Origin of the sequence: Labedella endophytica, assembly GCF_003990045.1 — a bacterium.
Lineage (GTDB): Bacteria > Actinomycetota > Actinomycetes > Actinomycetales > Microbacteriaceae > Labedella > Labedella endophytica.
Window position 1 is genome coordinate 685,290 of record NZ_RZGZ01000001.1, and the last position, 17,239, is coordinate 702,528.

Genomic DNA, 17,239 nt, shown 5'->3' on the forward strand with positions numbered 1-17,239 from the left:
GAGTGCTCGCGCGCCACGAGCGCCGGATGAGTCCGGTCGATCAGCCGCCGAACTCGCCGGAGAGGATGATGGGCGTCTGGTTCCTGTTGCATTCGGCGCTGACCGTGTCGGCCGCGGTGTGCGCCTCGTCAGTGAGAGCCATGCCGACGGTGCGGTCGGGAGCGCTCGCTTCGGCCGCCACCGTCGCGATCGCCTCCGCGATCGATGGCGAGGCGGTCTCGGCGAGGGCGGTCAGATCGGCGACGGCGCCGTCGACGCGGCTCGTCCACTCGTCCTCCTCGAACGCGTCGTAGAGGGTGTAGCCCTGGTCGGCGTTCATGAGGGCGCTCTCCGCGTCGGCGAATGCTGCGCAGTCCTCCGTGAGGGCGTCGTCGTACACGAACGGAGCGCTCGAGAACGTCGGCGTCGCGACCCAGTCGATGTCGTCAGGCAGGTAGACGAACAATCCCGAACCGGAGCCGGAGGGGAGGGGCCAGGTCATCTCGTTCGTGCTTCCGCAGTCGCCGACGAGCATGCCGCCGGTCATGTCGTTCGTGAGCTCGACGGAGAAGCGGATGTCGCCCGCGCATTCGAACGCGATCGTCACCGACTGCGTGCCGGCGGGGGCAGCCAGAGGGGCGCCGTCGATCGGTCCGGTCCCCGTGATCGGCTCCCCGACGACGACGGTGGGGGTCGCCGACGGCTCGGGCGTCGCGGTCGCGCTCCCGGGGGTGGCGGACGAGGTGCCGGCCACGCACCCGGTGAGGGAGGCCGCGACGATGGCGAACGCGAGCGGGACGAGCCCTGCCCGTCGTCCGATGTTCCGCTGAGTGCCCACGGCCATGCTGTTCTCCCTCGACGTCCTGTCGAGATGTCTACCAGCCGGAGGGCGTCTTGCGCAGCGTCGTCGGTCACATCGTGATGAGGGATCCGGAGGCGGAGGCGAGAAAATGCGCGCGATCGACAGAGTGCGCTCATGCATTGCGCGTGGACGGTGCGCACGGCATTCTTCGCAATCGCGTGCCGGACCCACTTCCCTAGCGTTGCTCTTCAACAGCGGGACGACGAAGGGTATGACATGACGACAATCGCCGACGAGCGACCGACAGTGGACACCGTCCGGTCGACGGACGGGTTCTGGGACACCGCGCGGCGGCACCTCATCCGTTACGGACCGGCGGGCTTCATCCCCTCGATCATCGAGCGTGCGGAGGGCTGCCACGTCTACGACGAGAATGGTCGCGCCATCCTCGACTTCACCTCGGGCCAGATGAGCTCGCTTCTCGGCCACGCCCACCCGGCGGTCGTCGAGACGGTGTCGCGGTCGATCGCGACGCTCGATCATCTCTTCAGCGGAATGCTCAGCCGACCCGTCGTGGATCTGGCCGAGGCGCTCTCCGACACGCTCCCGGCCCAGCTCAGTAAGACGATGATCCTCAGCACGGGCGGCGAGTCGAACGAGGCGGCCATCAAGATGGCGAAGCTCTACACGGGGAAGCACGAGATCGTCTCGTTCGACCAGTCGTACCACGGCTCGACTCACGCGGCCGGTGCGGCGACGTACAGCCTGTCGCGGGCGGGTTATGGTCCCCTCGCGCCCGGAAACCTCATCATCACGACGCCCAACTCCTACCGCTCCGTGTTCCGCACCGCTGACGGATCCCACGACTGGCAGGCGGAACTCGACTTCGGATTCGCCATGGTGGACCGTCAGTCCGTCGGCAGCCTCGCCGCGTTCATCGCGGAACCGATCCTCGGCACGGGAGGACTCATCCCTCCGCCCGACGGCTACTTCGCCGCTCTTCGGAAGAAGTGCGACGAGCGCGGCATGCTGCTCATCATCGACGAGGCGCAAACCGGCCTCTGCCGGACCGGCGACTGGTACGCCTTCCAGCACCAGGGCGTCGTTCCGGACATCCTCACGCTCTCGAAGACCCTCGGCGCCGGTCTGCCGGTGTCCGCGGTCGTCACATCGGATGAGATCGAGGCCGTGTGCAGCGAGCGCCGGTTCATGTTCACGACCACCCACGTCTCGGACCCGCTCGCCGCGGCCGTGGGCCTGACGGTCGTCCGCACCCTCGTGGAGGGCGAGTACGACGCCGTCGCTCGCCGGATGGGGGACCGACTGCGTCGCGGGCTCGTCGAACTCCAGGAGCGGCACGACCGTATCGGGGACGTGCGCGGACGGGGGCTGTTCCAGGGCGTCGAACTCGTGATGGACCGTGGGACGAAGGAACCGGCTGACGATTTCGGCACCGCCGTGACGGCCGCGTGCTTCGAGCGCGGGCTCCACCTCAACATCGCGCAGATGCCGGGCGTCAACAGCATCCTGCGGATCGCGCCTCCGTTGACGATCTCCGAGGAGTCTCTCGACACGGGCCTCGCCATCCTCGACGAGGCTCTCACCGTCGCGCGGAAGCACGCCTGAACATGCGCACACCGATGGGTGCGGCGACGTCAGATCGCGCGTGCTCGGGTCCGGGAGGGGGAGTCGGCCTTGATGAGCACCATGGGGAATCGCGAGACGAGCCGGCCGAGGCCCGGCAGGGTCAGGAGGGTGCGTCGCATGAAGGCCTCGTAGGCCGCGAGATCCCGCGTCGCCACGACCACCTCGAAATCCGGGGAGCCGAACATCCGGCGGGCCTCGATCACCTCACGGTGGGACGTCAGCTCCGTCTCGAAGCGGGTCGTCGTATCGGGCGACTGGTCGGCGAGTTCGATACTCACGAGCACCTCGAACCCGCGTTCCACGGCGGACGGCGCGAAGTCGGCGTGATAGCCGGTGATCACGCCCTCCTCCTCGAGGCGCCGGACGCGCCGCAGGCAGGGCGACGGCGTGAGCCCGACGGCGGCCGCCAGTTCGAGGTTCGACTGGCGACAATCCCGCCGCAGTTGGTCGATTATTGCGCGATCGATGGCGTCCACGGATCGAGTCTGCCGCCACTGCCGCGCGAGACGGCCCGTTTCATCCAATCGCCATCGACTCGAAACGGGACCGAAACGATGGCCGGGCGATGACGGCGCACCCGAACCTCCTGCCCGAGCTCGCGGCCGTCGCCGGCGCGGCGGATATCGACATCACCGACGTCGCGGCGGCCCGCCGACGGACGGAGGAGTCGTCGAAGGCGGCGATCGACGCGCTGTCCTACGAGGGTGTCGATGTGACCGAGATCTCGGCCCCCGGTCTCGGAGGGAACCCCGACGTGCCGATCCGGTTCCTCCGGCCGGTGGCTGCCGTCGGGACGCTTCCCGTGCTCCTCGCGATCCACGGCGGCGGGTTCGTGCTCGGTCGGGCGCAGGAGTTCGAGTACTTCTGCGTGGAGGTCGTGCGCGAGCTCGGCATCGCCGTCGCGAACGTGGAGTACCGCCTCGCTCCCGAGACGCCGTTCCCCGGTCCGCTCGACGACTGCTATGCGGCTCTCCTGCACGTGAGCTCACGGGCCGACGAGCTCGGCGTCGATCCCGCTCTCCTCGCCGTGGCCGGGTCGAGCGCGGGCGGAGGCCTCGCGGCCGGAGTCGTTCTCCGTGCCCGCGACGAGGGCGGTCCCGCGATCGCGTACCAACTCCTCCTGAGCCCAGCGCTCGACGATCGATCCCCGTCGTCGACCGAGGCAGGAGCGCCCGACGCCGACGCCGACGCCGACGCCGCAAAGGAGAGCACAGGTGCCCTCGTCTGGCGCTACTACCTGGGGCCGGGGTACTCCGGACCGGCGGATGCGGACGTATCCGCCTATGCGGCACCGGCGCGGGCGGCGGACCTCTCGGGGCTCCCACCGACCTCCATCGCCACGATGGAGATCGATCCCGTGCGCACCCAGGGCATCGAGTTCGCGCTCCGGTTGCTGGACGCGGGAGTCAGCGTCGAGCTGCACTCCCATCCGGGCACGTTCCACGGTTCGGTCGAGTTCGCCCCGACCGCACCGAGCAGCGTGCGCATCCTCCGGGGCCTCCTCGACGGCCTCGGCCGGGCACTGTCCAGGTCCCCTCACCCGCACTGACGCTCTCCGGCCACCCGGCCGAGCCGACGCGGGCCCACGATCCGCACCTCTGCGTTCCGCACCGCCGCACCACTGCGTCACCGATCCATCGAAAGCCGCTCCATCCATGCACTGAACCCACATCCCTTCGAACCAGGAGTCGATCAGCCATGACGCTCAAGCCCGCACGACGCACCACACGCGCCGAACACGACCTCCCGCCGGCGGAACCGGCCGTCCCGATCGGCGGACCCGAGGGCGGTGGTTCCGCTTCCCGGCTCGACTTCCGCATCGGGATCGCGGGCGCATTCATCGCCCCCGGGATCTTCCTCGCCGGAGTAGTCGCGTTCTTCGTGGTCTTCGGGGTGTTCGACATGAACGCCCTCACCGCCTCCGGCCTGGCCGGCATCCTCGTCGCCGGTCTGTTCGCCCGCTCCTACTCGCGTTTCTGGGAGCACATCATCGCCGGGGTCTCGTCGCGGAACTCGGTCTCCCTGCTCCTGATCCTCCTCGTCGTCAGCATGGTGGCCGCCATGATCACCCAGTCGGACGTTGCCGGCGGTTTCGTGTGGCTTGCCGGTCAGATCGGGATCGGCGGCGGTCTGTTCGCCGCGGTGACGTTCGTCCTGACGTGCGTCATCTCGATGTCGACGGGAACGTCGTTCGGCACGATGTTCACAGCGTTCCCGATCTTCTATCCCGCCGGTGTCCTGCTCGGCGCCGATCCGGTGCTCCTCGCCGGTGCGATTCTGTCGGGAGCGATCTTCGGTGACAACCTCGCGCCGATCTCCGACTCCACGATCGTCTCGGCCTCGACGCAGCGCTACCGCCGGAGGGAGGGCATCGCCGAGATCGGCGGAGTCGTCCGGTCTCGCGCCCCCTACGCTCTCGTGGCGGCCGGCATCAGCGCGATACTGTTCCTCGTCTTCGGGCTCGTCCTGTCCGGGGGCGGCGCGTCGGGCGCGGTCGCCGGCGCGGACGGCGACCCGCTGAGCCTCGTCATGGTCGTCCCGGTCGTGCTGCTCCTGGGCGTGGCGTTCTGGAAGCGCGACATCTTCCTGGCGGCGACTGTCGGCCTCCTGTCCGGCATCGTCATCGGACTGGTGACCGGGCTGATGACCCCGCCGGACATCATCTCCGTGGGCGAGGACGGCGCCCCCGGCGGCCTTCTCGTCGCCGGTGTCGGCGACATGCTGCCGCTCGTCGGGCTCGCCATCGTCATCTTCGCCATCGTGGGCATCCTTCAGGGGGCCGGCGTCTTCGACCTCGTCGTCGACCTCGTCGAACGCTCCGAGCAGTCGGCCGGTCCCGTGAAGTCCGAGCTGGTGATGGGGATCGGTGCGGCCACGTCCGCCGCGCTCTTCGCGGGCGTCAACAGTCCCTCGATGCTGATGTTCGGACCGGTCGCGGACAAGCTCGGTGCGAAGGCCCAGCTCCACCCGTACCGGCGCGCGAACATCATGGACGGCTTCACCCTCGGCATCGGAGCGGTCGTCCCGGTGGCGAGCGTCTTCCTCCTCATCGCGAGCCAGTTGACGCAGGGTTACGGCGAGGGCGTGCCCGTGCTGTCGGCGTTCTCGATCTTCACGACGTCGTTCTACCCGCTCCTACTCACGGCCGTGATGCTCGTGGCCGTCCTGACCGGGTGGGGCCGCCGTTTCGAAGGGGAGGGCGGGGTGGCTGTTCGTCAGCGACCCGCGGTCGCCGAACCCCCGGCCCCGGTCTCGCCGCCGGCGCCCTGACAAGGGGTCACCACTGCCGCCGCCTCCCTGTCGTGGGAGGCGGCGGCGCGGTCGTGTCGTCGACCTACAGCGACGCCGCGTGATTCGGGACGAAGCGGTGCTCCTCGATCGGCGGTCGCTCCGCGTCGGACGCCGCGGGACGCTCGGGGAAGTGCACCTCGTCCGGATCGAGCGTGTCGTACGGGACCTGACTGAGCAGGTGATTGATCGTGTTGATCCGTGCGGCCTTCTTGTCGTCGCTGTCGATCGACCACCACGGCGCGTACTCGTGATCGGTGACGTCGAACATGGCGTCCTTGGCGCGGGAGTAGTCCTCCCACTTCGTGATCGACAGGAGGTCGGTGTCGGAGAGCTTCCACCGTCGCATCGGGTCGTTCAGACGCGAACGGAACCGCTTCTCCTGCTCGGTGTCGGAGACGGAGTACCAGTACTTCAGCAGGATGATGCCGTCGTCGACGAGCATCTTCTCGAGCACGGGCACCTGGTCGAGGAAACGCTCGTACTCCTCGTCGGTGGAGTAGCCCATGACACGCTCGACGCCCGCGCGGTTGTACCAGGAGCGGTCCATGAGCACGATCTCGCCCTTCGTGGGCAGTCGCTCGATGTAGCGCTGGAAGTACCACTGGCCCTTCTCGCGCTCCGACGGCTGCGGGAGGGCGACGACGCGAGCCGTGCGCGGGTTGAGGTACTGCATGACGCGCTTGATCGCGCCGCCCTTGCCCGCAGCGTCACGGCCCTCGAAGATCACGAGGACGCGAGCACCGGACGCCGTGATCCACTGCTGCATGCTCACGAGCTCGATCTGCAGGCGGCGGAGTTCCTTCTCGTACTTCTTCTTGTACGCGCGCTTCTGCTTCTTGGCGGACTTCTTACCGGACTTCTTGTCGGACATGGGTTTCCTTCTGCTGGAGGGAGAACGAGAGGCCGCCGAGGGCGGCGACGGTCGGTGTTGCGGTTGAGGGGGATGCCTGCTCAGCGCGGCTGAGGGACGCGCACGAGCAGGGAACCCGGGTCGATCCACGCATTGAATGCGGAGGCCTTCCCGAACCCGTCCCCGTCGAGTTCGATCTCCTCCGGCCGCGAGACGCGAGCGACGAATCTCGTGCCCGTCTCGTAGCGCAGATCTCCGTCGTCATCGGTGTCACCGGTGATCCTGCGGCCCACGGCGGTGCGGCGGAGGATCCCGTTGATCCAGGCGACCTTGAACCACACGCGGATCCAGCCGAGGAACCCGCCCGGTCGCATCAGGAGGAGGTCGAAGAGACCGTCGTCCACGACGGCGTCGGGCATCAGGAGGATGTTCGCCGGGAGCGACCCGCAGTTGCCGATGATGACGGTGTGCACCGTCGCGCGCTTCGGCACCCCGTCGTCGAGCTGGAATCGCAGGTGCAATTCGTTCCGATCCCGCAGCGAGGCGACGACGGCCTTGATGTACGCGGCCCAGCCCGCCTTCTTCTTGAGGTCCTCGTCCGTGTTGTCGATCATCTTCGCGTCGAGACCCATGCCGGCCATCACGACGAACACGTGACGCGAGCGCGTCCGGTCCTCGCGCTCGATGTCGATGACGCCGAGGTCGATCGCGCGATCGGTCCCCGTGAAGGCCGCCCGCACCGAGTCCGGCATGTCGTCGAGCGTGAGATCGAGATTGCGGGCGAGCAGGTTGCCCGTTCCGGAGGGGAGCAGGGCGACGCTCACCCCGGTCCCACGGGCCGCCTCGGCCACCGCGCGCACGGTGCCGTCTCCGCCGGCGGCGAAGATCAGGTCGGCTCCGTCGGCGATCGCACGCTGCGTGACGCCTTGGCCGACGTCCTCGACCGAGGTCTCGTACCAGCGGGGTTCGCCCCACCCGGCGGCGTCCGACTGTGACGTGACGGAGTCCCGGAGCGCATCGAGATCGACCTTGGTCGGGTTGTAGACGACGGCGGCTGTTCGGAGATCCGGACTGCTCATAGGCGTGGCTCGCTTCCGCTCGACGATCTCCACCCGGGATCGGGCCGAGCCTCAGAGGCTACGCCCGATCGTCCCGGCTCTCGCGGGCTTGCGTTCTCACCAGTCGGCAGGACCGGCGCTCCCGGCCTCGTACTCCTCGAGCGGCACCTCGTCGTCGCTCCACGCCGTGAGCACGGGGGTGACGATCCGCCAGCACTGCTCGGCGACGTCTCCGCGGACGGACAGGAGTGTGTCGTTCTGCAGGATGCCGGCGAGCACCTGGCCGTAGGCGTCCAGATCGGCCTCGCCCGGGCGGGCCTCGAGGGTGACGCGCTCGAGCTCCGCAGCATCACCCTCGCCGTTGACGAACAGGTCGAGGTCGACGTCGCCGCCCTTGAGCGACATCCGGAGTACCGTGCCGCCGTCCGTTGACGCGCCACGGAGACCCGTCGGGGGAGTGGAGGCACGGAAGTGCACGGCCACCTCGCGACGCGGGTCGCCGATGGCCTTGCCGGAGCGCAGCACGAACGGCACACCCTCCCAGCGCGGGTTGTCGATCTGCACGAGCATCTGCGCGAGCGTCTCGATGCGGCGCTCCGGGTCCACGTCGGCCTCGTCCACATAGGAGGGGAAGAGGCGATCGTCGACGCGCCCCTCCGTGTAGCGGGCGCGCCTCGAGGTCTTCGGGTCGTCGCGCCAGAGTCGCGTCGCACCGAGCACCTCGGCCATGCGGTCGTGAACCGCCGTCGCCGTGATCTCCTCGGGCCGCTCCATCGTGGTGAGTGCGAGCACCATGAGGAGGTGGCTCTGCAGCATGTCGCGGAGGGCACCGGTGCCGTCGTAGAAGGTGGCGCGCCCTTCGATGCCGAGTTCCTCGTCGTAGACGATCTCGACCTTCTCGATGTGCTCGGCGCTCCAGCCGGCCTCGAGCAGTCGGTTGCCGAAGCGCAGGCCGAGCATCCCGAGCACGGTCGCGTTGCCGAGGAAGTGGTCGATGCGCCAGAGCCGGTCCTCGGGGATGACCGCGGCGAGCGCCTCGTTGAGCGCACGGGCGTCGTCGAGGTCCTCACCGAACGGCTTCTCGATCGCTACGACGAGGTCCTCCGGCAGCTCGATGGCCGCCATCGACTCGGCCACGGCATGGCCCATGGCGGGCGGAAGCGCGACGTAGAGCACGGGTGCGGACGGGCACGCATCGAGGAGTGCCTTCAGCTGCTCGGGGTCCGACGCGTCGGTCGCGACGAAACGGGCGCGGCTCGAGAGGGCGTCGACCGTGTGGGGCGAGACCCCGGCGGCTTCGAGGCTCGACCGGACGAGCGCCTGCCACTCCTCGTCGCTCTGCGGCGTGCGCGCCGCCCCGATGAGGGTGAGCTCGAGGTCTCGGGTGCCGTCCACGACGTGACCGAGACCCGGGAGGAGGAGCCGCTCGGTGAGGTCGCCTCCGGCGCCGAGGATGGCGATCGTTCGCGCCCCGGGGCGGAGGGTCTCGGTGTCGGGGATTCCGGGCTGATCGTTCATCGTCGTGGTGACTCCTCGTCGTCTCGGGGCGGATGGATCGGATCGTGTCCGGACCACCCTCCCTATTCAAGGCGAAGCGCGGGCGCCGGGGGAGGGGCTGGCGGGCGGCAGTGTCTCGTGTGACGGGGGCTGCGTCCGGCTCGGTGCCCGTTCGGTCTGCCGACCCGCGACATCGCGAGAGCGCCGCGGTCTCACCTATGCTGTCCCGAGGTGAGCCGGGACGCCTGGTCGGCAGTCGCTTCCCCCGCGCCACCGGAGGAGCCCGCTCATGGCCGTACCGCACCGCGTTCCCGCGGCCGGGCTCGTCGGCCGCGTGCGGGCGGTCGGTCGTCGGACCACGTCCATGCTCGGGGACGCCGCGAAGCGCTCGCCCGCCCAGACCGCCGCCCTCGTCTTCATCCTGGCGGCCCTCGTCTTCACGGTGCTCCTGTCCCTCCCCGCGGCGGCGGCGGACGGGCAGTCGACGCCTCTGCCCGACGCGATGTTCACGGCGGTGTCGGCCGTCACCGTGACGGGTCTCGTGACCGTCGAGACCGCGACGCACTGGTCGTTCCTCGGGCAGGCGATCATCCTCGCCGCCATCCAGACCGGCGGGCTCGGCATCGTGACGATCGCCCTCCTCCTCGCCCGAGCGGTCAGTCGACGCCTGGGAGTCCGGAGCAAGGTGTTCGCCCAGCAGAGCATCGGTTCGTCGGGGCTCGGCGAGGTCGGAAGCCTCCTGCGCATCGTCGTGCTCACGACGCTCACGATCGAGGGAGCGCTCGCCGTGGTCCTCGTGCCGCGGTTCATCATGGTCGACGAGAACTGGTGGGACGGGCTCTGGCACGGCGTCTTCTACGCGGTCTCGGCGTTCAACAACGCCGGCTTCGTCTCGAACGTCGGGGGACTCGCGGCCTACGGGCAGGACCTCTGGATCCTCACCCCGATCATGGTGGGCGTCTTCGTGGGGAGCTTCGGTTTCCCCGTCTTCCTCACGATCATCACCCACCGCCTCAATCTCGTCCGCTGGACCCTGCACACGAAGCTCACCCTCTCGGTGACGACGATGCTGCTCGTCGTGGGGGCCGTCATCTGGGGGGCGATCGAATGGTCGAACGTCGACACCGTCGGTGACATGAGCGTGGCGGACAAGCTCTTCCACTCCCTCTTCGCCTCGGTCATGATGCGCTCGGGCGGATTCTCGCTCGTGGACACCGGGGAGTCGCTGCCGGCGACGCTGCTCGCGACGGACGCGTTGATGTTCGTCGGGGGAGGGTCGGCCTCGACGGCCGGCGGTATCAAGGTCGCGACCATCGCCGTGCTCTTCCTCGCGATCATCGCGGAGGCCCGCGGAGACCGCCATGTGCGCGTTGCGAACCGGACGATCCCCGATGGGACACTCCGGCTCGCCATCAGCGTCACCTTCCTCGGCGCGACGCTCGTGCTGAGCGCGACGGCGGCGCTCATGCTCGTGACGGACGCCCCGCTCGACCGGATCCTGTTCGAGGTGATCTCCGCGTTCGCGACGTGCGGCCTCTCGGTGGGCTTGAGCGAGGAGCTGCCACCGTTCGGGAAGTACGTCCTGAGCGCCCTCATGGTCGCGGGACGGATCGGCCCGGCGGGCCTCGCGGCGGCCCTCGCCGTGCGACAACGGAACCTCCTGTACGACGTCCCCGAGGAGCGCCCCATCATCGGGTGACGCCGTCCTCCCTTCTTGCTACCCTTGTTCGCTGCACGAGATCGATACAGACGCATATACGACACGCACGACGACATACGAGACGCGAGGAGCATCATGACCGACCCGAAACAGCCGCCAGGCGGGAAACGCTCCCAGCCCGTGAAGACGGTCCTCCGCGAGGTCAACGACCCCGGCATGATCCCTCTCCACCCGGCTCTCATCCCCGGGATCGGCGTCGAGAAGACCGGTCGCAGCTTCCTGACGAACTGGGTCGTCCTCGCCATCGCCGGTGCACTCGTGCTCGCCGTCGTCATCTGGGGCTTCGCCGCTCCCGAGAGCATCAGCGCCGCCGGCGGAGCATCCCTCGGCTGGGTCACGACCAACTTCGGTTGGCTCTTCTCCGCCCTCGCGATCGCGGTCATCGTCTTCATGCTCTGGGTCGGCTACTCCCGCACGGGTGGCATCCGCCTCGGCGCCGACGACGAGAAGCCCGAGTACGGCCGAGCATCGTGGATCGCGATGCTCTTCTCCGCCGGCATGGGCATCGGACTGCTCTTCTGGGGTCCGGCCGAGCCGCTCACGTTCTTCAACGCGCCACCGCCCGGATCGACACCCGAGGCGGGGACGGTCGATGCCATGAACACGGCACTCGCGCAGTCCTTCCTGCACTGGGGGCCCATGGCGTGGGGCTTCTACGCGCTCGTCGGCGGCGCCATCGCCTACGCCGCCTACCGCCGGGGGCGCTCGCCGCTCATCTCCGCCATCTTCACGCCGATCTTCGGGTCCCGCACCGACGGACCGCTCGGTGCCGTCATCGACGTCTTCGCGATCATCGTCACCCTGTTCGGAACCGCTGTCACGCTCGGTATGGGCGCCCTGCAGATCGGTCGCGGTGTCGAATACGTCACGGGTATCGGTCCGCTCGGCAACGGCTTCCTCATCCTCACGATCACGGTCCTGACGGCGCTCTTCGTGGTGTCCGCCGTCTCGGGAATCAAGCGTGGCATCCGCCTGCTGTCGAACATCAACATGATCCTCGCCGGCATCATCGGCGTCTTCATCTTCGTCGCCGGCCCCACGCTGTTCCTGCTGAACCTCATCCCCGCGGCGATGATCGACTTCTTCCGCGAGCTCGGCACGATGCTCATGCGCAATCCGACCCAGGGCGAGGACGCGTCGGCCTTCATGTCGAGCTGGACGACGTACTACTGGGCCTGGTGGATCTCGTGGACGCCGTTCGTGGGCATGTTCATCGCCAAGATCTCCCGCGGTCGCACTCTCCGCGAGTTCGTGACCGTCGTCATCATGGTCCCCTCCCTCGTGTGTGTCGTCTGGTTCGGCATCATGGGCGGCACGACGATGTGGCTCGAACAGAACGGCGCAGCGATCAGCGACGCCGGCGGCTCCGACGCCGTCCTCTTCGCGGTGTTCGACCAGCTGCCGTTCGGCGCGATCGCGTCCGTCGTTGCGATGCTCTCGATCGTCATCTTCTTCGTCACTTCCGCGGACTCTGCGGCGATCGTCATGGGGTCGATGAGTCAGCGCGGCAAGCCGGAGCCCTCGACGTGGGTCACGATCGTCTGGGGCCTGCTCCTCGGCGCCGGGGCGCTCGCCCTCCTCCTCGCGGGCGGTGAGACGGCGCTCAGCGGTCTTCAGTCGATCATGGTCGTCACGGCCCTGCCGTTCGCCATCATCGTGATCGGCATCATGATCGCGTGGGCGAAGGAGTTGCGCACCGACCCGTACGTGCTCCGACACCGCTTCGCCGCCACCGCGATCTCGCAGGGCGTGCGGCGCGGCATCGAGGAGCACGGAGACGACTTCGTCTTCGGCGTCAGCGAGGTCGAGTCGGAGAAGGGTGCGGGCGCGTGGCTCGACACCGAGGATCCGACGCTCAGCGAGTGGTACACCACGGCGACGACCGGCGCGATCGATCAGATTCCGGCCGAGCGGACGACCGAGGGGTTCGACACCGCCGAGGCCGCGAAAGCGCCCGACGACGCTCCGCGCACCGGCGAGCGCTGACGGACACCCGCCAGCGCTGACGGCTGAACGCTCCGCCGGGGAGCCGATCGGATCCGACTAGAGAATGGGATCCGATCGGCCCCGCCGGTCGTCGAACGGGTCGGGCTCGTCGAGCGCATCGCCGAGAGGATCCTCGTCTGGATCCTCGTCCGGATTGGCGATGGCGGGTTCCGACTCGGACGCCGATGATGAGGCCTCGGAGGAGGTCTGCATGGGGATGGACCCGGTCCTCGGGAAGTCGATCGGGGCCGCGTCGGTTGCGACCGCCGTACCACCGGCCGGGACGGATCCGAGGCTGCCAGCCAGGCGACGCCGACGGTTCCGTCGGGCGAGGATCTCACCGAGGGTGACACCCGCCGCGAGGCTCAGCCCCGTCATCGCCGCTTGCAGGAGCAACTGCCCGCCATCCGTCTCGGTGCTGCCGGTCACGAGGGCGAGCATGCCGCGGTAGATCGTGAGCCCCGGGAGGAGAGGCACGATGCCGCACACCGTGAGTGCGACGACGGGGATCCCCGTCCGCCGTGAGACCAGGCTCGACACGAAGCCGACGGCGGTGGCCGCGACCGCCGCCGCCGCGGGATTGCTCGCGCCGAGGGAGGTCGTCGCCGTGAATACGGCGAATGCTGCCGCCCCGGCCGCGCCGCTGAGGGCTGCGGTGAGCGGTCCGGCGTAGGAGGCGAAGGCCCAGGCGGCCGAGGCGACCCCGGCGGCGACGACCTGTGCGGCGAACGGCGCGGGGTTCGAGGGGATGTCGTCGAGGGTCAGGGCGATGCCGAGTCGACGTGCGAGATCGAGCACCCCTCCGATCCCGGCGACGATGCCGACGGTCAGGAGGACCACTTCGATGATCCGGCCACTCGCCGTGACGGGGAAGCCGTTGATCGCGTCGTTCGCCGCACCGACCACCGAACCTCCCGCGAGGAGGACGACGACGCCCGAGGCGACGACGAGGGCGGGCGGGAGCGTCGAGAACTCCACGGGGAGACCCGGGACCGCGGCGCTCAGGGAGACGGCGACGATCGTCGCCACAGCGGCTCCCACCGCCTGCAGGAAGAACACCGGCAGTCCCCACCTCGACAGGGCGCGGAGCACGGAGTCGATGAGGACGGTCGTACCGGCCGCGATCGCGACGATCGCCGGACCACCGCCGAGGAGGACCGCGACGGCGCCCGCGAGGGTGGCGAGGAGGAGCGTCACCATCCAGCGACGGATGGGCCTCGGAGCGGAGAGGGTCTCGTCGAGCTCCGCATGCGCGGATTCGAGGATCTCCCGGACCTCGTCGCGCGTGCCCTGGTCGATCGTCGGATCCGCCACCTGCACGTCGACCGGGAGGTGGCTGAGCCTGCGCTCGATCGCGAGCACACGCCCCAGCCGACCGTAGTCGGCGGTGGGGGAGCTCACGACGCGGAGCACGCTGATGCCCGCGAGCCGGTCCGTCCCGTCATGGGTCACGAGAATCGCGGTGAACGTGAGGTCGATGTGGCACTCGACGCCGAAGGTCCCGCACACCCGACGGATCGCGTCGGTGACGTCCGAGGCCGCCGCCCCGAGCGCGAGCATGGCTTCACCGATCCGCACCGCGAGTTCGAGGACCTCGCGGATGGTCTGCTCGGCGATGTGAGGCTGCCGAGCCCGACCGCCGAAGCCCGCGCGGGGCGACGAGGTCCCGCTGCGCGCGGCGAGCCGGCGCCATCTCGTACGTAATCCCATACCAGCACCGTATCCGGCTCGGGAGGTGCCCACGGAGCAGTTGACGGGCGGCTAGATTGGACGGGCTGCGCCGCGTGCGCTCATCGCCCGTCCCCCCGCATCCGCATCATCCCGAGGAGAATCCCATGTCGGTCGGTCTGCTCGCCGTCGTCGATGACATCCTGACCGCCGCCCTCAAGGCGAGCGCGAAGACCGCCGGCGTCGTGATCGACGATGCCGCCGTCACCCCCCAGTACGTTCAGGGCATCACGCCGGCCCGGGAGCTTCCCGTCGTCTGGAAGATCGCCCTCGGAAGCCTCGTCAACAAGTTCGTCATCATCATCCCGATCGCGCTCGTGCTCACCGCCTTCGCGCCGTGGGTGCTGCCGTACCTCCTGATCCTCGGTGGCGGCTACCTGTGCTTCGAGGGAGCGGAGAAGGTGCTCGAGTGGTTCGGCGTCGCTCACGGACACGAGGACGAGGAGGCGCGCGACGAGAAGAAGCTCGTGTTCGGCGCGGTCCGCACCGACCTCATCCTCAGCACCGAGATCATGCTCATCGCCCTCACGGGGCTGCCGTCCGACTTCAGCATCTGGATGACGCTCGGCGCCCTCCTCGTCATCGGCCTCGGGATGACGCTCCTCGTGTACGGCGCCGTCGCTCTCCTCGTGAAGATCGACGACATCGGTCTGCGCCTCATGAAGAGCCCGTCCCGCGGCGTGCGCCGCACCGGTGCCCGCGTCGTCGCGTCGATGCCCGCGGTGTTCCGCGTGATCAGCATCGTGGGAACCGTCGCGATGCTGTGGGTGGGTGGCCACCTGCTCATCACGAACCTCGCCGACACCTTCTGGCACGGCCCGTACGATATCGTGCACGCGATCATCGATCCGATCGAGTCCGCCGGACCGATCGTCGAGTGGGTCGTCGACACGGCCCTGTCCGCGGTCTTCGGTCTCGCCGTCGGCCTCGTCATCGCCGGCATCGTCATGGGGGTCTCCCGCCTCCGGTCGCGCGACTCCGCGACCACCGTCGCTCACTGAGACGGATCCGGCGGCGGAAGGCCACTCCCTTTCGCTCGGCGCTCCGAACGACGAGGATGACGGCAGCGTTGCCGTAACCGATCGAAGGAGATCGCCGTGATCCAGAGCCCGTACCCCGACGAGACCATCCCGGACGTGAGCGTCTTCGACTTCCTGTTCGGCGACCTGAGCGATGCCGACGCGGATCGTGTCGCGATCGTCGACGGGACGACCGGTGCGACGACGAGCTTCGGGGACCTCCGTCGGGGCATCGAGGCCGTCGCCGGGGCGCTCGCCGCTCGTGGCATCGGCCCGGGCGACGTCGTCGCGCTCCACAGCCCGAACATCCCGGCGTTCGCGACCGTGTTCCACGGGATCCTGCGGTCCGGCGCCACGGCCACGACCGTCAACGCGCTCTCCAACGCCGAGGAGATCGAGACGCAGGTGCGCGACTCCGGCGCCGGATTCCTCTTCACCGTCAGGGCCCTCTCCGAGCAGGCGCTCGCCGCGGCCTCGGCAGTTGGGCTCGCCTCCGAGCGCGTCGTCGTGCTCGACGGTCGAGCGGGGCACCCCTCTCTCACCGATCTCATCGGAGAGGGCCGTCCGGCCCCGACGATCGAGATCGACCCTTCGACGCACGTCGCGGTCATGCCGTACTCCTCCGGCACGACCGGGTACCCGAAGGGTGTGCGCCTCAGCCACCGGAACCTCGTGGCGAACGTCGTTCAGACCTACCCTCTTCTCGACGTCGAGTCGACCGATGTCGTCCTCGCCGTACTGCCCTTCTTCCACATCTACGGCATGACGGTGCTGCTCGACATCGCCCTGAAGAAGCGCGCGCGCCTCGTGACGATGCCGCGATTCGACCTCGCGCATTTCCTCGAGCTCATCCAGTCCCATGCGTGCACGTACCTGTTCATCGCGCCGCCGATCGCCGTGGCCCTCGCGAAGCACCCCCTCGTCGCGGACTACGACCTCGGGAGCGTGCGCGCGATCCTCTCGGGCGCGGCGCCCATCGACGCCGGACTCATGGGAGCCGTCGCCGAGCGGGTGGGCGCGCGCGTGCGACAGGGCTACGGCATGAGCGAGGCGAGCCCCGTGACCCATGCGGGACCGCCGGAGCGCGACGATCTGTCCCTCGGATCGATCGGTGTCCCCGTGGCGAACACCGAGGTGCGACTCGTCGCGCTCGAGACGGGGGAGGACATCGGTGTGCCGGTCGAGGGGATCAGCGCGCCGGGGGAGCTGTGGGTGCGCGGGCCGCAGGTCATGCTCGGCTACCTCGGACGGGAGGAGGCGACGCGCGAGACGGTCGACGAGGACGGGTGGCTGCGCACCGGCGACATCGCGACCGTCGGCGCCCGCGGCGAGTTCTACATCGTCGATCGCCTCAAGGAACTCATCAAGTACAAGGGGTACCAGGTGGCGCCGGCCGAGCTCGAGGCGCTCCTCCTGACGCACCCGGACATCGCCGACGCCGCCGTGATCGGTGCTCCCGACGACGACGGTCAGGAGATCCCGAAGGCCTTCGTGGTGCGCCGCGAGGGCTCGGGGATCGATGCGGACACCGTCATCGGCTTTGTGGGCGAGCACGTGGCGCCGTACAAGAAGGTGCGGGCGGTGGAGTTCATCGACGTCGTACCGAAGTCGGCCTCCGGAAAGATCCTGCGGAAGGACCTTCGCGGCTGACGGTCGGCGCGA

Annotated in this window: 13 protein-coding genes; 7 read left to right on the top strand and 6 right to left on the bottom strand. The window is 69.0% G+C overall.

The window, feature by feature from the left end; translation table 11 throughout:
• Nucleotides 1-40: 40 nt before the first annotated feature.
• Entirely contained in the window at nucleotides 41-823 is a 783-nt protein-coding gene (locus ELQ94_RS03240; protein ID WP_127047067.1) for a hypothetical protein, read from the bottom strand.
• A 234-nt stretch (nucleotides 824-1,057) separates the two neighbouring features.
• Between ELQ94_RS03240 and ELQ94_RS03245 the strand changes: the two genes are divergently transcribed.
• Nucleotides 1,058-2,407: an aspartate aminotransferase family protein gene (locus tag ELQ94_RS03245; RefSeq protein WP_127047069.1), complete on the top strand. Its 1,350-nt coding sequence runs from the start codon at nucleotides 1,058-1,060 to the stop codon at nucleotides 2,405-2,407.
• 29 nt (nucleotides 2,408-2,436) lie between these two features.
• Here the strand turns inward: ELQ94_RS03245 and ELQ94_RS03250 are convergent, their stop codons facing one another.
• Entirely contained in the window at nucleotides 2,437-2,904 is a 468-nt protein-coding gene (locus tag ELQ94_RS03250) for an Lrp/AsnC family transcriptional regulator (protein WP_127047071.1), read from the bottom strand.
• A gap of 89 nt (nucleotides 2,905-2,993) precedes the next feature.
• On the opposite strand from ELQ94_RS03250, the gene ELQ94_RS03255 reads away from it, so the two are divergent.
• Entirely contained in the window at nucleotides 2,994-3,977 is a 984-nt protein-coding gene (locus tag ELQ94_RS03255) for an alpha/beta hydrolase (protein WP_127047073.1), read from the top strand.
• Nucleotides 3,978-4,126: 149 nt separating this feature from the next.
• Entirely contained in the window at nucleotides 4,127-5,698 is a 1,572-nt protein-coding gene (locus ELQ94_RS03260) for a Na+/H+ antiporter NhaC family protein (protein WP_127047075.1), read from the top strand.
• Nucleotides 5,699-5,762: 64 nt separating this feature from the next.
• Here ELQ94_RS03260 and ppk2 read toward each other — a convergent pair whose 3' ends face one another.
• The 3 genes from ppk2 to ELQ94_RS03275 form a co-directional block, all read right to left on the bottom strand.
• The gene (ppk2, locus tag ELQ94_RS03265; RefSeq protein ID WP_127047077.1) at nucleotides 5,763-6,590 is read right to left on the bottom strand and encodes a polyphosphate kinase 2; all 828 of its coding nucleotides are present in this window, start codon (nucleotides 6,588-6,590) and stop codon (nucleotides 5,763-5,765) included.
• An 80-nt stretch (nucleotides 6,591-6,670) separates the two neighbouring features.
• Nucleotides 6,671-7,648, bottom strand: a complete 978-nt coding sequence (locus tag ELQ94_RS03270) for a diacylglycerol/lipid kinase family protein (RefSeq protein ID WP_127047079.1) — start codon at nucleotides 7,646-7,648, stop codon at nucleotides 6,671-6,673.
• A gap of 96 nt (nucleotides 7,649-7,744) precedes the next feature.
• Nucleotides 7,745-9,145 carry a glucose-6-phosphate dehydrogenase gene (locus tag ELQ94_RS03275; RefSeq protein WP_127047081.1) on the bottom strand — a complete coding sequence of 467 codons (1,401 nt, stop codon included), beginning with the start codon at nucleotides 9,143-9,145 and terminating at the stop codon, nucleotides 7,745-7,747.
• Nucleotides 9,146-9,413: 268 nt separating this feature from the next.
• Here ELQ94_RS03275 and ELQ94_RS03280 point away from each other — a divergent pair, with 268 nt between their 5' ends.
• Both ELQ94_RS03280 and ELQ94_RS03285 read left to right on the top strand, forming a co-directional pair.
• A complete protein-coding gene (locus ELQ94_RS03280; RefSeq protein ID WP_127047083.1) occupies nucleotides 9,414-10,823 on the top strand; it encodes a TrkH family potassium uptake protein in 1,410 nt (469 codons plus the stop codon).
• A gap of 96 nt (nucleotides 10,824-10,919) precedes the next feature.
• Nucleotides 10,920-12,830, top strand: coding sequence for a BCCT family transporter (locus ELQ94_RS03285; protein WP_127047085.1), 1,911 nt, complete (start codon nucleotides 10,920-10,922; stop codon nucleotides 12,828-12,830).
• Nucleotides 12,831-12,887: 57 nt separating this feature from the next.
• Here ELQ94_RS03285 and ELQ94_RS03290 read toward each other — a convergent pair whose 3' ends face one another.
• Entirely contained in the window at nucleotides 12,888-14,540 is a 1,653-nt protein-coding gene (locus ELQ94_RS03290) for a threonine/serine exporter family protein (protein ID WP_127047087.1), read from the bottom strand.
• A 125-nt stretch (nucleotides 14,541-14,665) separates the two neighbouring features.
• Between ELQ94_RS03290 and ELQ94_RS03295 the strand changes: the two genes are divergently transcribed.
• Entirely contained in the window at nucleotides 14,666-15,559 is an 894-nt protein-coding gene (locus ELQ94_RS03295) for a DUF808 domain-containing protein (protein WP_127047088.1), read from the top strand.
• 96 nt (nucleotides 15,560-15,655) lie between these two features.
• The gene (locus ELQ94_RS03300; protein WP_127047090.1) at nucleotides 15,656-17,227 is read left to right on the top strand and encodes an AMP-binding protein; all 1,572 of its coding nucleotides are present in this window, start codon (nucleotides 15,656-15,658) and stop codon (nucleotides 17,225-17,227) included.
• Nucleotides 17,228-17,239 lie beyond the last annotated feature (12 nt).

Bases quoted from the DNA above. Each gene is read 5' to 3' on its own strand.
- ELQ94_RS03240 (WP_127047067.1), bottom strand. From the start codon at position 823: ATGGCCGTGGGCACTCAGCGGAACATCGGACGACGGGCAGGGCTCGTC.
- ELQ94_RS03280 (WP_127047083.1), top strand. From the start codon at position 9,414: ATGGCCGTACCGCACCGCGTTCCCGCGGCCGGGCTCGTCGGCCGCGTG.
- ELQ94_RS03285 (WP_127047085.1), top strand. From the start codon at position 10,920: ATGACCGACCCGAAACAGCCGCCAGGCGGGAAACGCTCCCAGCCCGTG.
- ELQ94_RS03290 (WP_127047087.1), bottom strand. From the start codon at position 14,540: ATGGGATTACGTACGAGATGGCGCCGGCTCGCCGCGCGCAGCGGGACC.
- ELQ94_RS03275 (WP_127047081.1), bottom strand. From the start codon at position 9,145: ATGAACGATCAGCCCGGAATCCCCGACACCGAGACCCTCCGCCCCGGG.
- ELQ94_RS03270 (WP_127047079.1), bottom strand. From the start codon at position 7,648: ATGAGCAGTCCGGATCTCCGAACAGCCGCCGTCGTCTACAACCCGACC.
- ELQ94_RS03255 (WP_127047073.1), top strand. From the start codon at position 2,994: ATGACGGCGCACCCGAACCTCCTGCCCGAGCTCGCGGCCGTCGCCGGC.
- ELQ94_RS03295 (WP_127047088.1), top strand. From the start codon at position 14,666: ATGTCGGTCGGTCTGCTCGCCGTCGTCGATGACATCCTGACCGCCGCC.
- ELQ94_RS03245 (WP_127047069.1), top strand. From the start codon at position 1,058: ATGACGACAATCGCCGACGAGCGACCGACAGTGGACACCGTCCGGTCG.
- ppk2 (WP_127047077.1), bottom strand. From the start codon at position 6,590: ATGTCCGACAAGAAGTCCGGTAAGAAGTCCGCCAAGAAGCAGAAGCGC.
- ELQ94_RS03260 (WP_127047075.1), top strand. From the start codon at position 4,127: ATGACGCTCAAGCCCGCACGACGCACCACACGCGCCGAACACGACCTC.